The 15,062-nt window shown below is 51.2% G+C and carries 17 protein-coding genes; 9 read left to right on the top strand and 8 right to left on the bottom strand.

Features of this window, described 5'->3' with window-relative positions:
* Nucleotides 1–107: 107 nt before the first annotated feature.
* Complete coding sequence (gene fabI / locus C2U43_RS13410; protein WP_020996373.1) at nt 108–896, bottom strand: enoyl-ACP reductase FabI; 789 nt, start codon at nt 894–896, stop codon at nt 108–110.
* Nucleotides 897–1,338: 442 nt separating this feature from the next.
* Here fabI and C2U43_RS13405 point away from each other — a divergent pair, with 442 nt between their 5' ends.
* Nucleotides 1,339–2,031 (top strand): EAL domain-containing protein, encoded by a 693-nt coding sequence (locus tag C2U43_RS13405; RefSeq protein ID WP_103285290.1) that lies wholly within the window; start codon nt 1,339–1,341, stop codon nt 2,029–2,031.
* 38 nt (nt 2,032–2,069) lie between these two features.
* Here C2U43_RS13405 and sapF read toward each other — a convergent pair whose 3' ends face one another.
* Genes sapF through sapA form a run of 5 tightly spaced genes read right to left on the bottom strand, consistent with a single transcriptional unit; the run spans nt 2,070 to nt 7,352 of the window.
* Nucleotides 2,070–2,876, bottom strand: a complete 807-nt coding sequence (sapF, locus tag C2U43_RS13400) for a peptide ABC transporter ATP-binding protein SapF (RefSeq protein ID WP_003020558.1) — start codon at nt 2,874–2,876, stop codon at nt 2,070–2,072.
* 1 nt (nt 2,877) lies between these two features.
* Entirely contained in the window at nt 2,878–3,870 is a 993-nt protein-coding gene (gene sapD / locus C2U43_RS13395) for a peptide ABC transporter ATP-binding protein SapD (protein ID WP_003020556.1), read from the bottom strand.
* On the bottom strand, nt 3,870–4,760 hold the full coding sequence (gene sapC, locus C2U43_RS13390; protein WP_003833291.1) for a peptide ABC transporter permease SapC: 891 nt from the start codon (nt 4,758–4,760) through the stop codon (nt 3,870–3,872). The genes sapD and sapC overlap by 1 nt, the downstream gene beginning before the upstream one ends.
* A complete protein-coding gene (gene sapB / locus C2U43_RS13385) occupies nt 4,747–5,712 on the bottom strand; it encodes a peptide ABC transporter permease SapB (RefSeq protein ID WP_003020545.1) in 966 nt (321 codons plus the stop codon). Before sapB ends, sapC begins: the two co-directional genes overlap by 14 nt.
* A complete protein-coding gene (sapA, locus tag C2U43_RS13380; protein WP_003833288.1) occupies nt 5,709–7,352 on the bottom strand; it encodes an ABC transporter substrate-binding protein SapA in 1,644 nt (547 codons plus the stop codon). The genes sapB and sapA overlap by 4 nt, the downstream gene beginning before the upstream one ends.
* 534 nt (nt 7,353–7,886) lie before the next feature.
* Here sapA and C2U43_RS13375 point away from each other — a divergent pair.
* Nucleotides 7,887–8,339 carry an SgcJ/EcaC family oxidoreductase gene (locus C2U43_RS13375; protein ID WP_003833285.1) on the top strand — a complete coding sequence of 151 codons (453 nt, stop codon included), beginning with the start codon at nt 7,887–7,889 and terminating at the stop codon, nt 8,337–8,339.
* Between the two features lie 41 nt (nt 8,340–8,380).
* Here the strand turns inward: C2U43_RS13375 and C2U43_RS13370 are convergent, their stop codons facing one another.
* Nucleotides 8,381–9,025 carry a quinolone resistance pentapeptide repeat protein QnrB13 gene (locus C2U43_RS13370; RefSeq protein ID WP_063865782.1) on the bottom strand — a complete coding sequence of 215 codons (645 nt, stop codon included), beginning with the start codon at nt 9,023–9,025 and terminating at the stop codon, nt 8,381–8,383.
* A gap of 94 nt (nt 9,026–9,119) precedes the next feature.
* Nucleotides 9,120–10,109 carry a phage shock protein operon transcriptional activator gene (gene pspF, locus C2U43_RS13365; RefSeq protein ID WP_162623429.1) on the bottom strand — a complete coding sequence of 330 codons (990 nt, stop codon included), beginning with the start codon at nt 10,107–10,109 and terminating at the stop codon, nt 9,120–9,122.
* A 155-nt stretch (nt 10,110–10,264) separates the two neighbouring features.
* On the opposite strand from pspF, the gene pspA reads away from it, so the two are divergent.
* The 7 genes from pspA (at nt 10,265) to C2U43_RS13330 (ending at nt 14,977) form a co-directional block, all read left to right on the top strand.
* Nucleotides 10,265–10,933: a phage shock protein PspA gene (pspA, locus tag C2U43_RS13360; RefSeq protein ID WP_003020532.1), complete on the top strand. Its 669-nt coding sequence runs from the start codon at nt 10,265–10,267 to the stop codon at nt 10,931–10,933.
* Between the two features lie 54 nt (nt 10,934–10,987).
* Nucleotides 10,988–11,212 carry an envelope stress response membrane protein PspB gene (gene pspB / locus C2U43_RS13355; RefSeq protein WP_003020509.1) on the top strand — a complete coding sequence of 75 codons (225 nt, stop codon included), beginning with the start codon at nt 10,988–10,990 and terminating at the stop codon, nt 11,210–11,212.
* On the top strand, nt 11,212–11,571 hold the full coding sequence (gene pspC, locus C2U43_RS13350) for an envelope stress response membrane protein PspC (RefSeq protein ID WP_003020497.1): 360 nt from the start codon (nt 11,212–11,214) through the stop codon (nt 11,569–11,571). Before pspB ends, pspC begins: the two co-directional genes overlap by 1 nt.
* An 8-nt stretch (nt 11,572–11,579) precedes the next feature.
* Nucleotides 11,580–11,810 (top strand): phage shock protein PspD, encoded by a 231-nt coding sequence (gene pspD / locus C2U43_RS13345; RefSeq protein WP_003833267.1) that lies wholly within the window; start codon nt 11,580–11,582, stop codon nt 11,808–11,810.
* A 251-nt stretch (nt 11,811–12,061) separates the two neighbouring features.
* A complete protein-coding gene (gene pspE / locus C2U43_RS13340) occupies nt 12,062–12,379 on the top strand; it encodes a thiosulfate sulfurtransferase PspE (protein ID WP_103285289.1) in 318 nt (105 codons plus the stop codon).
* Between the two features lie 142 nt (nt 12,380–12,521).
* Nucleotides 12,522–13,919, top strand: a complete 1,398-nt coding sequence (locus C2U43_RS13335; RefSeq protein WP_003833262.1) for a YcjX family protein — start codon at nt 12,522–12,524, stop codon at nt 13,917–13,919.
* Nucleotides 13,916–14,977, top strand: coding sequence for a YcjF family protein (locus C2U43_RS13330; RefSeq protein ID WP_032943592.1), 1,062 nt, complete (start codon nt 13,916–13,918; stop codon nt 14,975–14,977). The genes C2U43_RS13335 and C2U43_RS13330 overlap by 4 nt, the downstream gene beginning before the upstream one ends.
* Nucleotides 14,978–15,062 lie beyond the last annotated feature (85 nt).

Raw genomic sequence — 15,062 nt, 5'->3', positions numbered from 1 at the left:
TTGTTACGTGATAATAAATATCAGAAAAGCATATATGGGACAGGGTAGAGGGGAATTAAAAACGAGCATCACGGGCGACGGTGGGCCGCCCAGAGAAGAGTGGATGATTATTTCAGTTCTAGTTCATTCATTGCAGCGATGCTGAAACCACCGTCAACGTGTACAACTTCACCTGAGATACCGGCAGAAAGATCGGAACACAGGAATGCCGCAGAGTTGCCCACATCTTCAATGGTAACAGTGCGGCGAATCGGCGTAACAGCTTCGCAATGGGCCAGCATTTTACGGAAATCTTTGATACCGGAAGCGGCGAGGGTGCGGATTGGACCTGCGGAAATTGCGTTTACGCGTACGCCTTCAGGCCCCATTGCGTTAGCCATATAACGGACGTTTGCTTCCAATGAGGCTTTCGCCAGGCCCATCACGTTATAGTTAGGGATTGCACGCTCTGCGCCCAGATAGGACAACGTCAATAGCGCAGAGCCAGGGTTTAGCATAGAACGACATGCTTTTGCCATCGCAACAAAGCTATAAGCGCTAATGTCATGCGCAATTTTAAATCCTTCGCGGGTAACTGCATTCACATAATCACCATCCAGTTGGTCAGCAGGTGCGAAGCCGATGGAGTGTACGAAACCGTCGAATTTCGGCCAGGCTTTGCTCAGTTCAGCAAACATGGCGTCAATGCTGGCATCTTCAGCTACATCACACTGCAAAACAATGTTGGAGCCTAATTGCGCTGCAAATTCTTCCACACGACCTTTCAGCTTGTCGTTCTGGTAGGTGAACGCCAGTTCGGCACCTTCGCGATGCATCGCCTGAGCGATTCCCCATGCGATAGACAATTTACTGGCAAGGCCTGTCACCAGAATGCGCTTACCTGATAAAAAACCCATGGCTTTAATCCTTTTGGTTAACACTTATCTTTTATCAATCAATGAGTTATGATTGACGCATCAAACACACTCGAAATTGGCCTGAAATTATATCCCACGCTTTTTCCCTGGAGAATGGTTATCCGCCTCACGTGACCTGTCACGTTATTACATGTGAGGAGTATATCATCCCCCTCCGCTTATGCTTCGTTCAGGCATCTAACGTCGGTGAATCAGAGAAAATACGAGGTTTCAAAGGCATTGAAATGGTATTATTTCATTGCTAGCTGATGTTAATAAACATAGCAAGGTAGGAACTTTCTTAAAACATAAAACATGACAATATTCAGCTTGTTATGATATATTGTTTTTATCGATCAATATCGATTCATTGATCGATATTATTGATTGATTGTGATTAGAAGTGCATTATCAGGATGTTATGATCAATTGGAGTGGTCTTATGCACTATCATTTCATCGCGGAACCGATGAGAGACACAACAGATAAATTACTGGGTGTAGAGATTAACGCCCGGTTTACTTCAGATACGGTTCACCCGTTGCATCCAGATTTCATCATTTCAGCGTGGGATAGCGAACAAAAGCGTAATTTCCTGCTCGAGCAAATTCGACTAATTGCCGAAAAGCGTGACTGGTTTGAGCGCAACAGCCTTATTTGCACCCTGAACCTCATTGACGAAATGGCACTGCTGGCGATTGGTGATCCAGCCATCAAGTCGGCCTTACATGCTCTACCATTTATTGCACTGGAACTTTCAGAACGTTTTCTGTCGAATACCGTGTGCCTGAATAATCTGCTGATTAATTCACTTCGCGACGGCCCAAACGCATTGTGGTTGGGCGATCTTGGCTCCGGCAGCGTAGGGGCCAGTCCGCTGGTTTGCGGTCATTTTGACGTTGTGAAACTGGATCGCGGTTTCTTCCTGGAACAGGTAGAAAAACCGATGTTCCCGGTGCTGATCAAAAATATCAGGGAATATTGCGACCGTGTTGTGGTGAAGGGAGTAGAAACAGTACGACTTATTGACGAGGCCAGTACCGCAGGTGTCTGGGCAATGCAAGGTGGTGCCCTTTACCCGTCAGTCGCGTTTACCGAAGTTGATACGCTGCTCTTACCCACGTTGTGTCACTGATGACAGATTGCCCCCCGGTTGAGGAGGGCAGCCGTTTGCTAACGATCTTTTCGCCAGGCATCAGCGGTGAGCGCTTCGCCGAAATGACCTGCAATCAGGCGGCGGGTAAGCTCATGAAGCGGGGACGCCAGAACATCCGCTGTACTGCCGCGTTCTACCACTTCGCCCTGATGCATGACTAATACCTGATCGCTGATGTGCTTCATCATGCCAATATGTTGGGTCACATAGATATACGAAATCCCCTGTTTTTCCTGCAATTCCAGCATCAGATTGATGAGCTGCGAACGCATCGACATGTCCAGAGAAGCCAGGGCTTCGTCGGCGATAATGACTTTGGGGCGTAAAATGAGCGCACGGGCAAGGCCCAGACGCTGTTTTTGCCCTGGGGCCAACATATGTGGGTAATAGCTTACGTGATCGGGCAGCAGCCCGACCATGCGCATGGTCTCCACGATCTGTTTACGACGCTGCTCAGGCTCGAGGTCGGTATTCAGACGAAGCGGAAAATCGAGGATTTGCGAGATACGTTGCCGCGGATTAAGCGATGTTGACGGATCCTGGAAAATCATACGGATCCGCTGACTACGAAATGAATAATCGCCATATTTTAACGGATGATCGTCAATCAGCAGCTCACCGCTGGTGGGTTCAATCATACCCGCCAACATTTTTGCCAGCGTAGATTTCCCCGAACCGTTTTCACCAATGACGGCGAGCGTCTGACGTTCACGCAGGGTGAAACTCAGGGGCTTAACGGCCTCAACGGTCTGGCGGCGAAATAAACCTGTCCGGTAGCGAAAGGTTTTGCTCAGATTACGAACTTCGAGCAGGGTTTCTACCATCTCACTCTCTCTCCATGTTCAGCGGGAAATGACAGGCGTAGAGATGATTCTTTGCTCCGGTCAGTCTTGGGGTTTCAATACATTCGCGTTGTGCATAAGGGCAGCGTGGCCCCAGACGACAGCCGATGGGTAATTGTTCCAGCAATGGAATAGCTCCTGGCATGGTATTCAGGCGGCTTTTGTGCGGCATTGCGCTACCAAAATCAGGAATAGCGCGAATCAACGCTTGAGTATAAGGATGATGAGGAATGGTCACCAAATCTTTACTTGGCGCGGTTTCGACCGTTTGCCCGCAGTACATCACGTTGATTTTGTCAGCCCACTGGCTGAGCATTTGCAGGTCATGGCTTATCAACAAAATGGTAGTATTGCTGTTTTGATTCAGACGGGTTAGCAGACGGAAAATTTGCGCCTGGGTGGTTGGCTCCATCGCGTTCGTTGGTTCATCGGCAATCAGCAAACGCGGCTGATTCGCTAATGCGATAGCGATCATGACCTTCTGACATTCGCCATCGGTCAGCTCATATGGAAAGCTGCGCATGGCGTCTTTATGGTCTTTTATCCCGACGCGGTGCAAGAGTTCAATCGCACGGCGTTTGCGCCAACCGATGCGCTGCCACCAGCGACCTTTGTAGGTCCATGCCGGAATATTTTGCATCAGTTGACGTCCGATACGCTCGGACGGATCGAGACATGACTGCGGCTCCTGAAAGATCATGGAGACGTTATGACCGACCAGTTTGCGTCGTTCACGCGCGGAAAGGCGTAGCAGATCGATATCATCAAAACGCATACGGTCTGCGGTTACGCGCCAGTTATCTTTAGCGACGCCGCAAATGGCCTTAGCGATCAGACTTTTGCCGGAGCCAGATTCGCCGACCAGCCCGCGGATTTCACCCTCATTCAAGGTCATGCTGACACGATCAACAGCCTTTACCCAGTCGTCACCGGTCCTGAATTCAATGGTCAGGTTGCGGATATCCAGTAATGGCATTACTCCACCCCCGCAATAATTGCGCGGCGCACGCCGTCACCCAGTAGGTTAACCAGCAACACGCTTATCATAATTGCCGCGCCTGGCAGCATCACCGTCCACGGTGCGACATAAATCAGCTCCAGCGCGTCGCCGAGCATGGCTCCCCATTCCGGGGACGGCAGCTGTGCGCCAAGGTCGAGAAAACCCAGCGCGGCGATATCCAGAATCGCCATCGACAGTGCGCGGGTGATTTCAGTAATAAGGCCAGCGGTAATATTGGGCAGAACGGCGAACCACAGAATATTCAGTGTGGTTGCACCGTCCAGGCGAGCGGCAATGACGTACTCTTTCTCCAGCTCGTCATGCACCATGCTGTAAACGGAGCGCACCATGCGCGGCAGCAGCGCCAGCCAGACGGCAAACATGGCGTGTGTCAGGTGCGGCCCGGCAAAGGCCACCACAATAATCGCCAGCAGCAGAGAAGGGATCGACAGCAGGGTGTCCAGAATGTGGTTCAGCACCGCAGAGCGCAAGCCGTGCGTCGCACCGGCAACTACGCCCAATACCAGGCCACACAGCGTGGCGGCAAGAGTGACGACAAACGCGCCGCCAACGGTCGGGGCCGCGCCGCTGAGCAGACGACTTAAAACGTCACGTCCCAGATCGTCTGTCCCGAGGAAGAATGAGACTTCGCCATAGCGCGACCATGACGGCGGTAAAAGCTGATAGCCGAGAAATTGCTGATCGATGCCGTAAGGGGCAAACCAACCACCAAAAATACACAGAATAGCCAGTCCCGCACAGCCGTACAGGCCGATCATCGCAGTCGCATCGCCATAGAAATTGCGCCATGCGGTGCGCAACGTACCTGGCGGGCGTTTTTCGCTGTAGACGCTATCGTAAGGCATACCATTCCTTATGTTTCAGAGGGTTAGCCATAGCACCCAAAATATCAGAGATGACGTTAACGATAATAACCAGTGAGCCAATCACCATCACGCCCGCTGAAATCGCCGCGTAATCCTGCTGACGAATCGCGTTAATCAGCCAACGACCAAGACCGGGCCAGCTAAAGACCATCTCGGTGATCATCGCCAGCGTCAGCATGGTGGAAAACTGTAATCCCAGACGCGGGATCACAGGCGGAAGGGCATTGTGCAGGACGTGACGACGCAGAATCGTTAATCGTGACAGACCGCGCGTGGCCGCCGCTTTGACGTAGTTCTGGTCAAAGACCTCAATGGTGCTGATACGCATCAGGCGGATAACTTCTGTGGTGGGCGCAACGGAGAGCGTCAGCACCGGGAGCACCATATGACGGATAGCGCTGACCAGCATTTCATCGCGCCAGGGCGAGTCGGAGATCCACGCATCAATAATGGCAAAACCGGTAACAGGTTTCACCTCGTAGAGAAGATCAAAACGCCCGGAAACGGGTAACCAGCCGAGGGTCAGCGAGAAGAGCAATGTCAGCAGCAGCGCCAGCCAAAAAACGGGGATAGAAAATCCCATCAGAGCCAATGCGCTGATGCAGCGGTCCTGCCATTTGTTCCGCGTGATACCGGCCAGCATACCAACGGGGATCCCAACCATTAGTGCAAAACCAAAGGCAAGAATGCACAGCTCCATTGTGGCCGGGAACACCTCTTTCAGCTGCTCTGAGATCAACTGACCGTTGATACTGGATACGCCGAAATCCCAGTGAATGAGACCATTGAACCAGAATACCCAAGCGTTCCACAGCGATGCACCCTGTAACGGCGCATGAGGTGTGAAGTAGCTCAGGCTGAAGCCAATAAAGGTCAGGAAGAACAGGGTTACCAGTAGCAATAAAAATCGACGCAAGGTGAAGATAATCATGGTTTTTTCACCTCATCTTTCTTTTCCCTGGACACGCCGGCAAAAGAGGCATTACCGAATGGACTGAGCACCAACCCTTTGATGTCGTATCGATAAGCCTGCAGACGCAGTGAAGAGGCAAGTGGCAGGATCGGTAACTCTTGGGCAAGAATATTTTGCGCTTCGTCATAGGCATCAATTCGCGATGAAAGCTGCTGCGAAGAGAGAGCCTTGCGCAGAATGCTGTCAAACTGCGGATTACACCAGTGGGCAAAGTTGGTCTGTGAATTGATGGCGGCACAGCTGAGCAACGGCCGGAAAAAACTGTCAGGATCGTTACTGTCCGTCGCCCAGCCGGATAACGTCAGATCATGGTTCATATCCATTAATCTCGCCTCCTGAAAACGACCTTCTACCGGGATGATCTTCACTTTCACACCCACCTGAGCCATATCTGCCTGAATCAGCTCGGCGGTTTTCAGCGGACTGGGGTTCCAGGCCTGAGAGCTGGTAGGGACCCAAAGTTGTAACGTCAGATTCTCCAGCCCCAGCGCTTTTAGCTGCTCGCGCGATTTTGCCGGGTTGTATTCTGTAATTTTAGCTTCGTTATCATAAGCCCACGAGGCGCGAGGCAAAATAGATGCCGCGGTTTCTGCCGTCCCGTAGTAGATAGACTGCATTAAGCGCTGGTTGTTGATCGCTAGCGCCAGCGCATGTCGCACGGCAGGGTTATTCAACGGCGGTTTATTGGTGTTGAACGCCAGATAGGCAATGTTCATCCCCGGGCGCAGCGTCAAACGCAGGCGAGGGTCATCACGCAATATGCTGAGCTGGCTGGCGGCAGGCCAGGCAAGGACGTCACATTCGCCAGTGAGTAATTTCGATAAGCGTCCGGTTCCACCAGAACCGAGATCCACTACGACCTGCGGCATCAGGGGGGTACCACGCCAGAATTTTTCATGTCGCTGCAACCGAATATATTGGCCGGCACGATTCTCCGAAAGCTGGTACGGGCCTGTGCCGACGGGTTGTCTGTCGAGCAACTCCTGGCGATCCTGTTTTGCCAGATTAGCGGCATATTCCGCCGACATTACGGAGGCATAGTGTGTGGCAAGGTGCCACATAAAGGAGGCATCCGGTTGCGTTAAGCGGAATTCAACGGTGTTGTTGTCCAGTTTGCGCACGCTTTGGACGTTATCGGCAAACTGCAGGCTGTCGAAGTAGGGGAAACTGCTGCCGTTCACATTGTGCCACGGATGGTGGCGATCAAAGATGCGCTCGAAGGTAAACACCACATCGTCTGCATTCAGTTTGCGGGTGGGGGTGAACCAGGCCGTCTTCTGAAACTGAACGTCACGACGCAGATGGAAGCGGTAGGTTGCGCCGTTATCCAGCACCTCCCAGCTTTCAGCAAGCTCAGGCACCAGCCGATAGGTGTAGGGATCTACATCAAGCAGTCGGTCATACAATTGGGCCGCTAACGTATCGACGATGAGACCGCTGCTCGTTTTTTGTGGGTTGAACGTATTGACTTGCCCGCTGACGCAATAGACAAACCCACTGTCACGGATATCAGCGTGCGGAGCTTGCTCAGGCGCAGCAGCAGCCTGACCACTCAGAAATCCAGCCATCACGATCAGAGATGATAAAACCAGGCGCATAATTTTAATGGATTATATAAAGAGGCTATCTTACTAATACTTAATGACATTTGCCATTACCGTTTGTTTTTGGGAGTAACAGGCTCGATAAGCGCGAGTTCAACACCGCGACATGGTCAAAATTCATACCTGCTATCCACTTTGAATCTACTCTGTTAACTATCTTAGCATTTTCATGGCCCATCTGACTTGCTATAAACGTGGGGGCGTACCTGTCGTTGTTTACTGATTGATATCAGTGTGTGCTCGGAAGATGGAGTATGGCATCGATAACGAAGTGTGGAGCGAGCATTTAGAGTGTCACTATCAATGCTGAACTATAATCATTCAGGAAGCAGTACACGTTATGTGGGTTGTAATAGCTAAAGTATCTATAATTATTTCAATATGTTAATTCCATTTTTTCTTCATGGCATCTTAATCTTCTCACCCATTTATGGTGATGATTTCCATTGGTTATTAAATGCATTTTGGCTTTGATCCTGGTTATGAACGGTTTTCTGTTGCCATTTAACTTCTAATGGAATGAATTGTATGAATAAATTACTGAGTCTTGTTGTTTCACTTGCCCTATTGCCTGGAGCCGTTTTTGCAGCGTCGACTCCAGACTGTGTGAAGGTGAATAAAGCGCAAATCGAAGCGCTATTTGATAAGTGGAACGAGTCATTGAAAACAGGTAACGCGCAGACGGTATCTGAAAATTATCTTAGCGATGCGGTATTGCTGCCTACTGTATCCAATAAAGCGCGTTTAACGGACGCTGAACGTGTTGATTATTTCGAGCATTTTCTTGCGAAAAAGCCGACCGGGAAAATTGACATGCGTACCATTCGCCTGGGGTGTAATAAGGCGATAGACACCGGTACCTACACATTTACCTTCGCGGACAAATCAACGGTTTCAGCCCGCTACACATTCACTTATGCATGGGACGGTAAAGAGTGGAAAATTTCCACACACCACTCTTCAGCGATGCCTGAGGGGTAAAAAGCAGTGCAGGGGGCGGAATATTCACCGCTCCCTGAAGACTAGCCAATAATCGCGATGCCAAGACGTTCCATGAGCAACGATGCCTGGTAGTTGTCCAACTTAACGCCTTGTAAATCAACGCGCCGAATATCTAAGTCACCCAACTCCGAATTGGTCAGATCGCAATGTGTGAAGTTTGCTGCTCGCCAGTCGAAAGTCGAAAACTCGCCGCCGGAAAGATCTGAACCACTGAACGTCGCGCCCAGTACTTGGGCACCCATCCAACGGTTTTCCCACAGCTCACATTTTTCCAGCACGACTTTCGAAAAATTGGCGTAGCTTAGATTTGTGTTAGTGATATATGCGCTGCAAAACCAGGTGCGAGTAGTGATCATATTCATAAAGCTTGCGCCGCGGAAATCTGCGCCTTGCGCACGACAGTGGCGAATTTCAATGCCAAGCGCACTGGCATTGCGAAAATCCGCCATGGATAAATCACAGCTTTTAAAAATGGCATCTTTCAGCATCGCACGACTAAAATTGCACCCTTTCTGGCTTTCACGATCATAGAACTGACAGCCGATAAATTCAGTGCCGCTCAGGTCGGCACCTGAAAAATCACAGTTAAAAAATGTACTATTTTCAATTTTCTCACCGGTGAAGCGGTTTCTGTCAATTTTTTCGCCAACGAGTGCCAGAGCCATATTTGTACCTGTTTTTTTATACAGTAATGGCGTCATGGTAAACCCTGATGAGGTTATGCGTCAAATCCGCCAATATGACATCTGCAAATGTGCGTTAAATCTGGTGTTTTTTCAGCAAAGCGCGAAGCTGATGGTAAGTCAGCCCCAGTAATTCAGCGGCTTTTTTCTGGTTAAATTTTGCCTGCTGTAAGCTGGTTTGTAGAAAGTCTTTCTCTTGCTGCTGCTGGAATTCACGTAGATCCAGCGGTAAACCTACAGACATCGGTTTAGTTTCCGGCGCCTGCGGCTGAGTAGTGTGGCGGAGGAAGGGGTCAATGATTATCTCATCCAGCGGGTAATCACTGGTTCCATGCCGGTAAACGGATCGCTCCACGACGTTTTTCAGTTCACGAATATTGCCCGGCCAACGGTAGTGGAGGAGCGTTTCTCTGGCCTCGGCACTAAAACCCGGAAACAGAGGTAATCCGATCTCGCGGCACATCTGAATGGCAAAATGTTCGGCCATTAACATAATGTCACTTTGACGCTCGCGTAACGGTGGGAGTTGCACCACGTCAAAGGCCAGGCGATCCAGCAGGTCCGCGCGGAAAGTGCCTTCGCTGACCATGCGAGGTAAGTCGGCATTGGTCGCACAAACAAGTCGTACGTTAACTTGCAACGGCTGGCTGCCACCAACGCGCTCCAGCTCGCCATATTCAATAACCCGCAGTAATTTTTCCTGTACCAACATCGGGGCAGTTGCCAGTTCATCGAGAAACAGCGTACCGCCGTCGGCGCGTTCGAAACGTCCCGGATGGCGTTTTTGCGCGCCGGTAAAGGCACCCGCTTCGTGACCAAACAGTTCGGAATCAAGCAAATTTTCGTTTAGAGCCGCGCAGTTAAGCGAAATAAACGGGCCTTGCCAGCGGGTGGAGAGGTAGTGCAGGCGGTTGGCAATAAGTTCTTTCCCGGTCCCGCGCTCACCTATAACCAGTACAGGTTTATCCAGCGGCGCGAGATGAGAAACCTGCTCCAGCACTTCAATAAAGCTGTTCGCTTCACCCAGAAGATTATCTTTGTATCCAGCCATGATGAAATTCACCATTTGTTAGTGTTATTCACCAATTTACGCTAATTAGCCTGGCAGGTAAAATTATATAATTACAATAAAATCAATTATATAAAAAGTTGGCACGCCAAGTGCATAACGAAATCAGCAGGGCATAGCCCGATATCAGAACAGTAAGTGAGGATTACATTATGGGTATTTTTTCTCGTTTTGCCGACATCGTGAACGCCAACATTAATGCGTTGCTGGAAAAGGCTGAAGATCCGCAGAAACTGGTGCGGTTGATGATCCAGGAAATGGAAGACACGCTGGTTGAGGTACGTTCTAACTCAGCGCGTGCGCTGGCAGAAAAGAAACAATTATCTCGCCGTATCGAACAGGCCAGTGCCCAACAGGCAGAGTGGCAAGAAAAAGCAGAACTTGCGCTGCGTAAAGAGAAAGAAGATTTGGCGCGTTCTGCGTTAATTGAAAAGCAGAAACTGACCGATTTAATTGCCTCTCTGGAGCATGAGGTGACGCTGGTTGACGATACGCTTGCGCGTATGAAAAAAGAGATCGGTGAGCTGGAAAATAAACTCAGTGAAACCCGTGCTCGTCAGCAGGCGTTGATGCTGCGTCATCAGGCAGCGAGTTCTTCGCGTGATGTTCGTCGTCAACTGGACAGCGGTAAACTCGATGAAGCGATGGCGCGCTTTGAATCTTTCGAGCGTCGTATCGATCAGATGGAAGCCGAGGCTGAAAGCCATAACTTCGGTAAACAGAAGTCTCTGGATCAGCAATTTGCTGACCTGAAAGCAGATGATGAAATCAGCGAGCAGCTGGCGCAACTTAAAGCCAAAATGCAGCAAGACAAGCAATAATAACATCTGGCGGCGCCCGAACGCGCCGCCGCTCATCACCTGTAAGGAGTACTCATGAGCGCGCTATTTCTGGCTATCCCGTTAACCATCTTTGTGTTGTTCGTTTTACCGATTTGGCTCTGGCTGCACTACAGCAACCGTTCCAGTCGTGGCGAACTGTCGCAAAGTGAACAGCAACGCCTGGTTGAACTCAACGATGACGCACAGCGGATGCGCGAGCGCATTCAGGCGCTGGAAGACATCCTCGATGCTGAACATCCAAACTGGAGGGACCGCTAATGGGAGGCGTTAACCTGAACAAAAAACTGTGGCGTATTCCGCAGCAGGGCATGGTGAAGGGGGTTTGCGCTGGGATTGCGCATTATCTCGATGTGCCTGTGAAGCTGGTACGGATCCTGGTGGTGTTGTCAGTCTTTTTTGGCCTGGCCTTTTTCACCTTCGTTGCCTACATCGTGCTGACCTTTGTGTTGGACCCGATGCCGGACAATGTGGTTTCCGGCGAGCAGCAGCCATCAAGCGGTGAGCTGTTGGATGCCGTCGATCGCGAGCTGGCTGCTAGTGAAAAGCGTTTACGTGAAATGGAACGTTATGTGACGTCCGATACTTTTTCCTTACGTAGTCGCTTCCGTCAATTGTGAGGACAGAAATGAACAATCGCTGGCAACGTGCCGGGCAAAGGGTTAAGCCGGGCTTTAAAATAGCAGGTAAGCTGGTGCTTCTGACCGCGCTGCGCTACGGCCCGGCGGGTGTAGCAGGGTGGGCGGTGAAGTCCGTCGCCCGACGCCCGCTAAAAATGCTGCTGGCGTTGGTTCTGGAACCGGTGTTGAGTCGGGCTGCGGCAAAATTGTCGAAACGCTATTCAGGTAATCAACCCTGATATTTGAATCAGCAAAAGCAAGCAACAATTAATCAACATTCCCTCAGTTAATTTGCGGCAGCTTACAAATATAATTTGGGGGCTGTCAGAATTCTTTTGGGTCGTTACCACGGGTATTGAGGGTGAACTAAAAAATCTATTTCGCAGGGCATTAATACCCAGGTTTTATATCAGGAAGTCGGTCAGCAATATTTTCTTAAGAACTGGCGTATAGTGTAGAGGTAAATCCAACTATCAGTCAGGAAGATATTATGTTGAAAAAAGGTATATTAGCGTTGGCTCTGGTCATCGGCATGCCGGTTTACGCAGCCGAACACTGGATCGATGTTCGCGTTCCTGAACAGTACCAACAGCAGCATATTCAGGGGGCCGTCAATATTCCGTTAAAAGAAATGAAGGCACGTATTGCAGCTGAAGTTCCTGATAAGAACGACACTGTGAAGGTGTACTGCAACTCCGGTCGTCAATCGGGACAAGCGAAGGATATGTTGACTGAAATGGGCTATACGCAGGTGACGAATGAAGGTGGCATCAACCAGATCTCGCTTCCTAAAGTAGAGAATAAATAAGCCGTACGCAGTTCTTCTGCTCCTGGCGGTAAGAATAATGCCGCCAGGTACCGCCCAGGTAGTTGATAAGTAAGAATTGCCCCCTATCTTTACTTCCTGTTTGTTATAATTTCTTCGGTTCCTTCAGCAAAACGGGATGGCGATGAAGCGACTTAAAAATGAACTCAATTCGCTGGTTAATCGCGGCGTAGACCGGCATTTACGCCTGGCTGTCACCGGACTTAGCCGCAGCGGTAAGACGGCGTTTATCACTGCGATGGTAAACCAGTTACTCAATATTCATGCCGGTGCGCGTCTGCCGTTGCTCAGCTGCGTGCGCGAAGAGCGTTTGCTCGGCGTAAAACGGGTTCCTCAACGCGATTTTGGCATTCCGCGCTTTACCTATGATGAGGGACTGGCGCAACTGTACGGCTCTCCGCCAACCTGGCCGACCCCTACGCGCGGCGTGAGTGAAATACGTCTGGCGCTGCGCTATAAATCCAATGACTCTTTACTGCGCCACTTTAAAGACACCTCCACGCTGTACCTGGAGATCGTCGATTATCCGGGGGAGTGGCTGCTCGATTTACCGATGCTTGCCCAGGATTATCTGAGCTGGTCGCGGCAAATGACCGGATTATTGCAGGGGCAGCGGGGCGAATGGTCGGCAAAATGGCGGCAGTTATGCCAGGGGCTGGATCCGTTGGCGCCTGCTGATGAAAACCGTCTGGCGGAAATTGCTGCCGCCTGGACGGAGTATCTGCATCAGTGTAAACAGCAGGGCCTGCATTTTATTCAACCGGGCCGTTTTGTCCTGCCCGGGGATATGGCGGGCGCGCCTGCGCTGCAATTCTTCCCGTGGCCGGATGTCGATGCCTGGGGGGAATCAAAGCTGGCGCAGGCTGACAAACACACCAACGCGGGCATGTTGCGCGAAAGATTCAATTATTACTGCGAAAAGGTCGTCAAAGGGTTTTATAAGAATCACTTCCTGCGCTTTGACCGCCAGATTGTGCTGGTCGATTGCCTGCAGCCGCTCAACAGCGGGCCACAGGCGTTCAACGACATGCGTCTGGCGCTTACCCAGTTGATGCAAAGCTTCCATTACGGGCAGCGTACGCTGTTTCGTCGGCTATTTTCTCCGGTGATCGACAAGCTGCTGTTTGCCGCCACCAAAGCCGACCACGTCACGGTCGATCAGCACGCCAATATGGTGTCGTTATTGCAGCAGCTGATCCAGGACGCATGGCAAAACGCGGCGTTCGAAGGCATCAGCATGGATTGTCTGGGGCTGGCATCGGTGCAGGCAACCACCAGCGGCTTGATCGACGTGAAAGGTGAAAAGATCCCGGCGCTGCGTGGTAATCGTCTGAGCGATGGCGAACCGCTAACCGTTTATCCGGGGGAAGTGCCCGCGCGACTGCCAGGACAGGCGTTCTGGGACAGCCAGGGCTTTCAGTTTGAGGCGTTTCGCCCGCAGGTTATGGATGTCGATAAACCCTTACCGCATATCCGCCTTGATGCCGCGCTGGAGTTTTTAATAGGAGATAAATTGCGATGAGCGAGCCGTTAAAACCGCGTATCGATTTCTCAGGTCCGCTGGACGTGGAACAAAACACGGCGTTTAAAGCGCAGCAAATGTTCAACGAAACGGAGGCGCAGACTTTTTCTCCGGCGAAAGTGGATGAACCCCTGGAAGACGAAGGTCAGGCGGAGGCCGTCATTGATGCGGCCTTACGCCCCAAACGCAGTCTGTGGCGCAAGATGGTGATGGGCGGGTTGGCGCTGTTTGGCGTAAGCGTTGTTGCTCAGGGTGTGCAGTGGACCATGAACGCCTGGCAGACTCAGGACTGGGTCGCGCTGGGAGGATGTGCCGCAGGCGCATTGATTATCGGCGCAGGTGTCGGATCGGTGGCGACCGAGTGGCGCAGATTGTGGCGATTGCGTCAGCGCGCGCACGAACGTGATGAAGCGCGAGACTTGCTCCACAGCCATGGAACCGGAAAAGGTCGTGCATTTTGTGAAAAACTGGCGCAGCAGGCGGGTATCGATCAGTCGCATCCGGCGCTACAGCGTTGGTATGCCTCAATTCATGAAACGCAGAACGATCGCGAAGTGGTCAGTCTGTATGCCCATCTTGTGCAGCCGGTACTGGATGCGCAAGCCCGGCGTGAGATTAGCCGTTCAGCGGCAGAGTCCACGCTGATGATTGCCGTCAGTCCGTTGGCGCTGGTGGATATGGCGTTTATCGCCTGGCGAAATCTGCGGCTGATTAATCGCATTGCATCGCTGTATGGCATAGAACTTGGTTATTACAGCCGTCTGCGCCTGTTCCGCCTGGTGTTGTTGAATATCGCTTTTGCCGGGGCCAGTGAGCTGGTGCGGGAAGTAGGGATGGACTGGATGTCGCAGGATTTAGCCGCCCGCTTATCAACGCGTGCCGCACAGGGCATTGGCGCGGGGTTATTAACGGCGCGTCTGGGCATTAAAGCTATGGAGCTTTGCCGACCGCTGCCGTGGATCGATGATGATAAGCCACGACTGGGCGATTTTCGCCGTCAACTGATTGGTCAGGTGAAAGAGACCCTACAAAAGAACAAATCTCCGCGCGAAAGTTAGCTAAAAAACGGGCGCCGATCGTATAACTTTACGCCCCGGCGCCCAATTTTCCAGCGCGCTGTCAATATTTGTTGACAGAGTTCTT

Source organism: Citrobacter freundii complex sp. CFNIH9 (assembly GCF_002903305.1).
In the GTDB taxonomy this organism is placed as follows: Bacteria; Pseudomonadota; Gammaproteobacteria; order Enterobacterales; family Enterobacteriaceae; genus Citrobacter; species Citrobacter portucalensis.
This window is presented reverse-complemented; position numbering and strand designations above follow the sequence as displayed.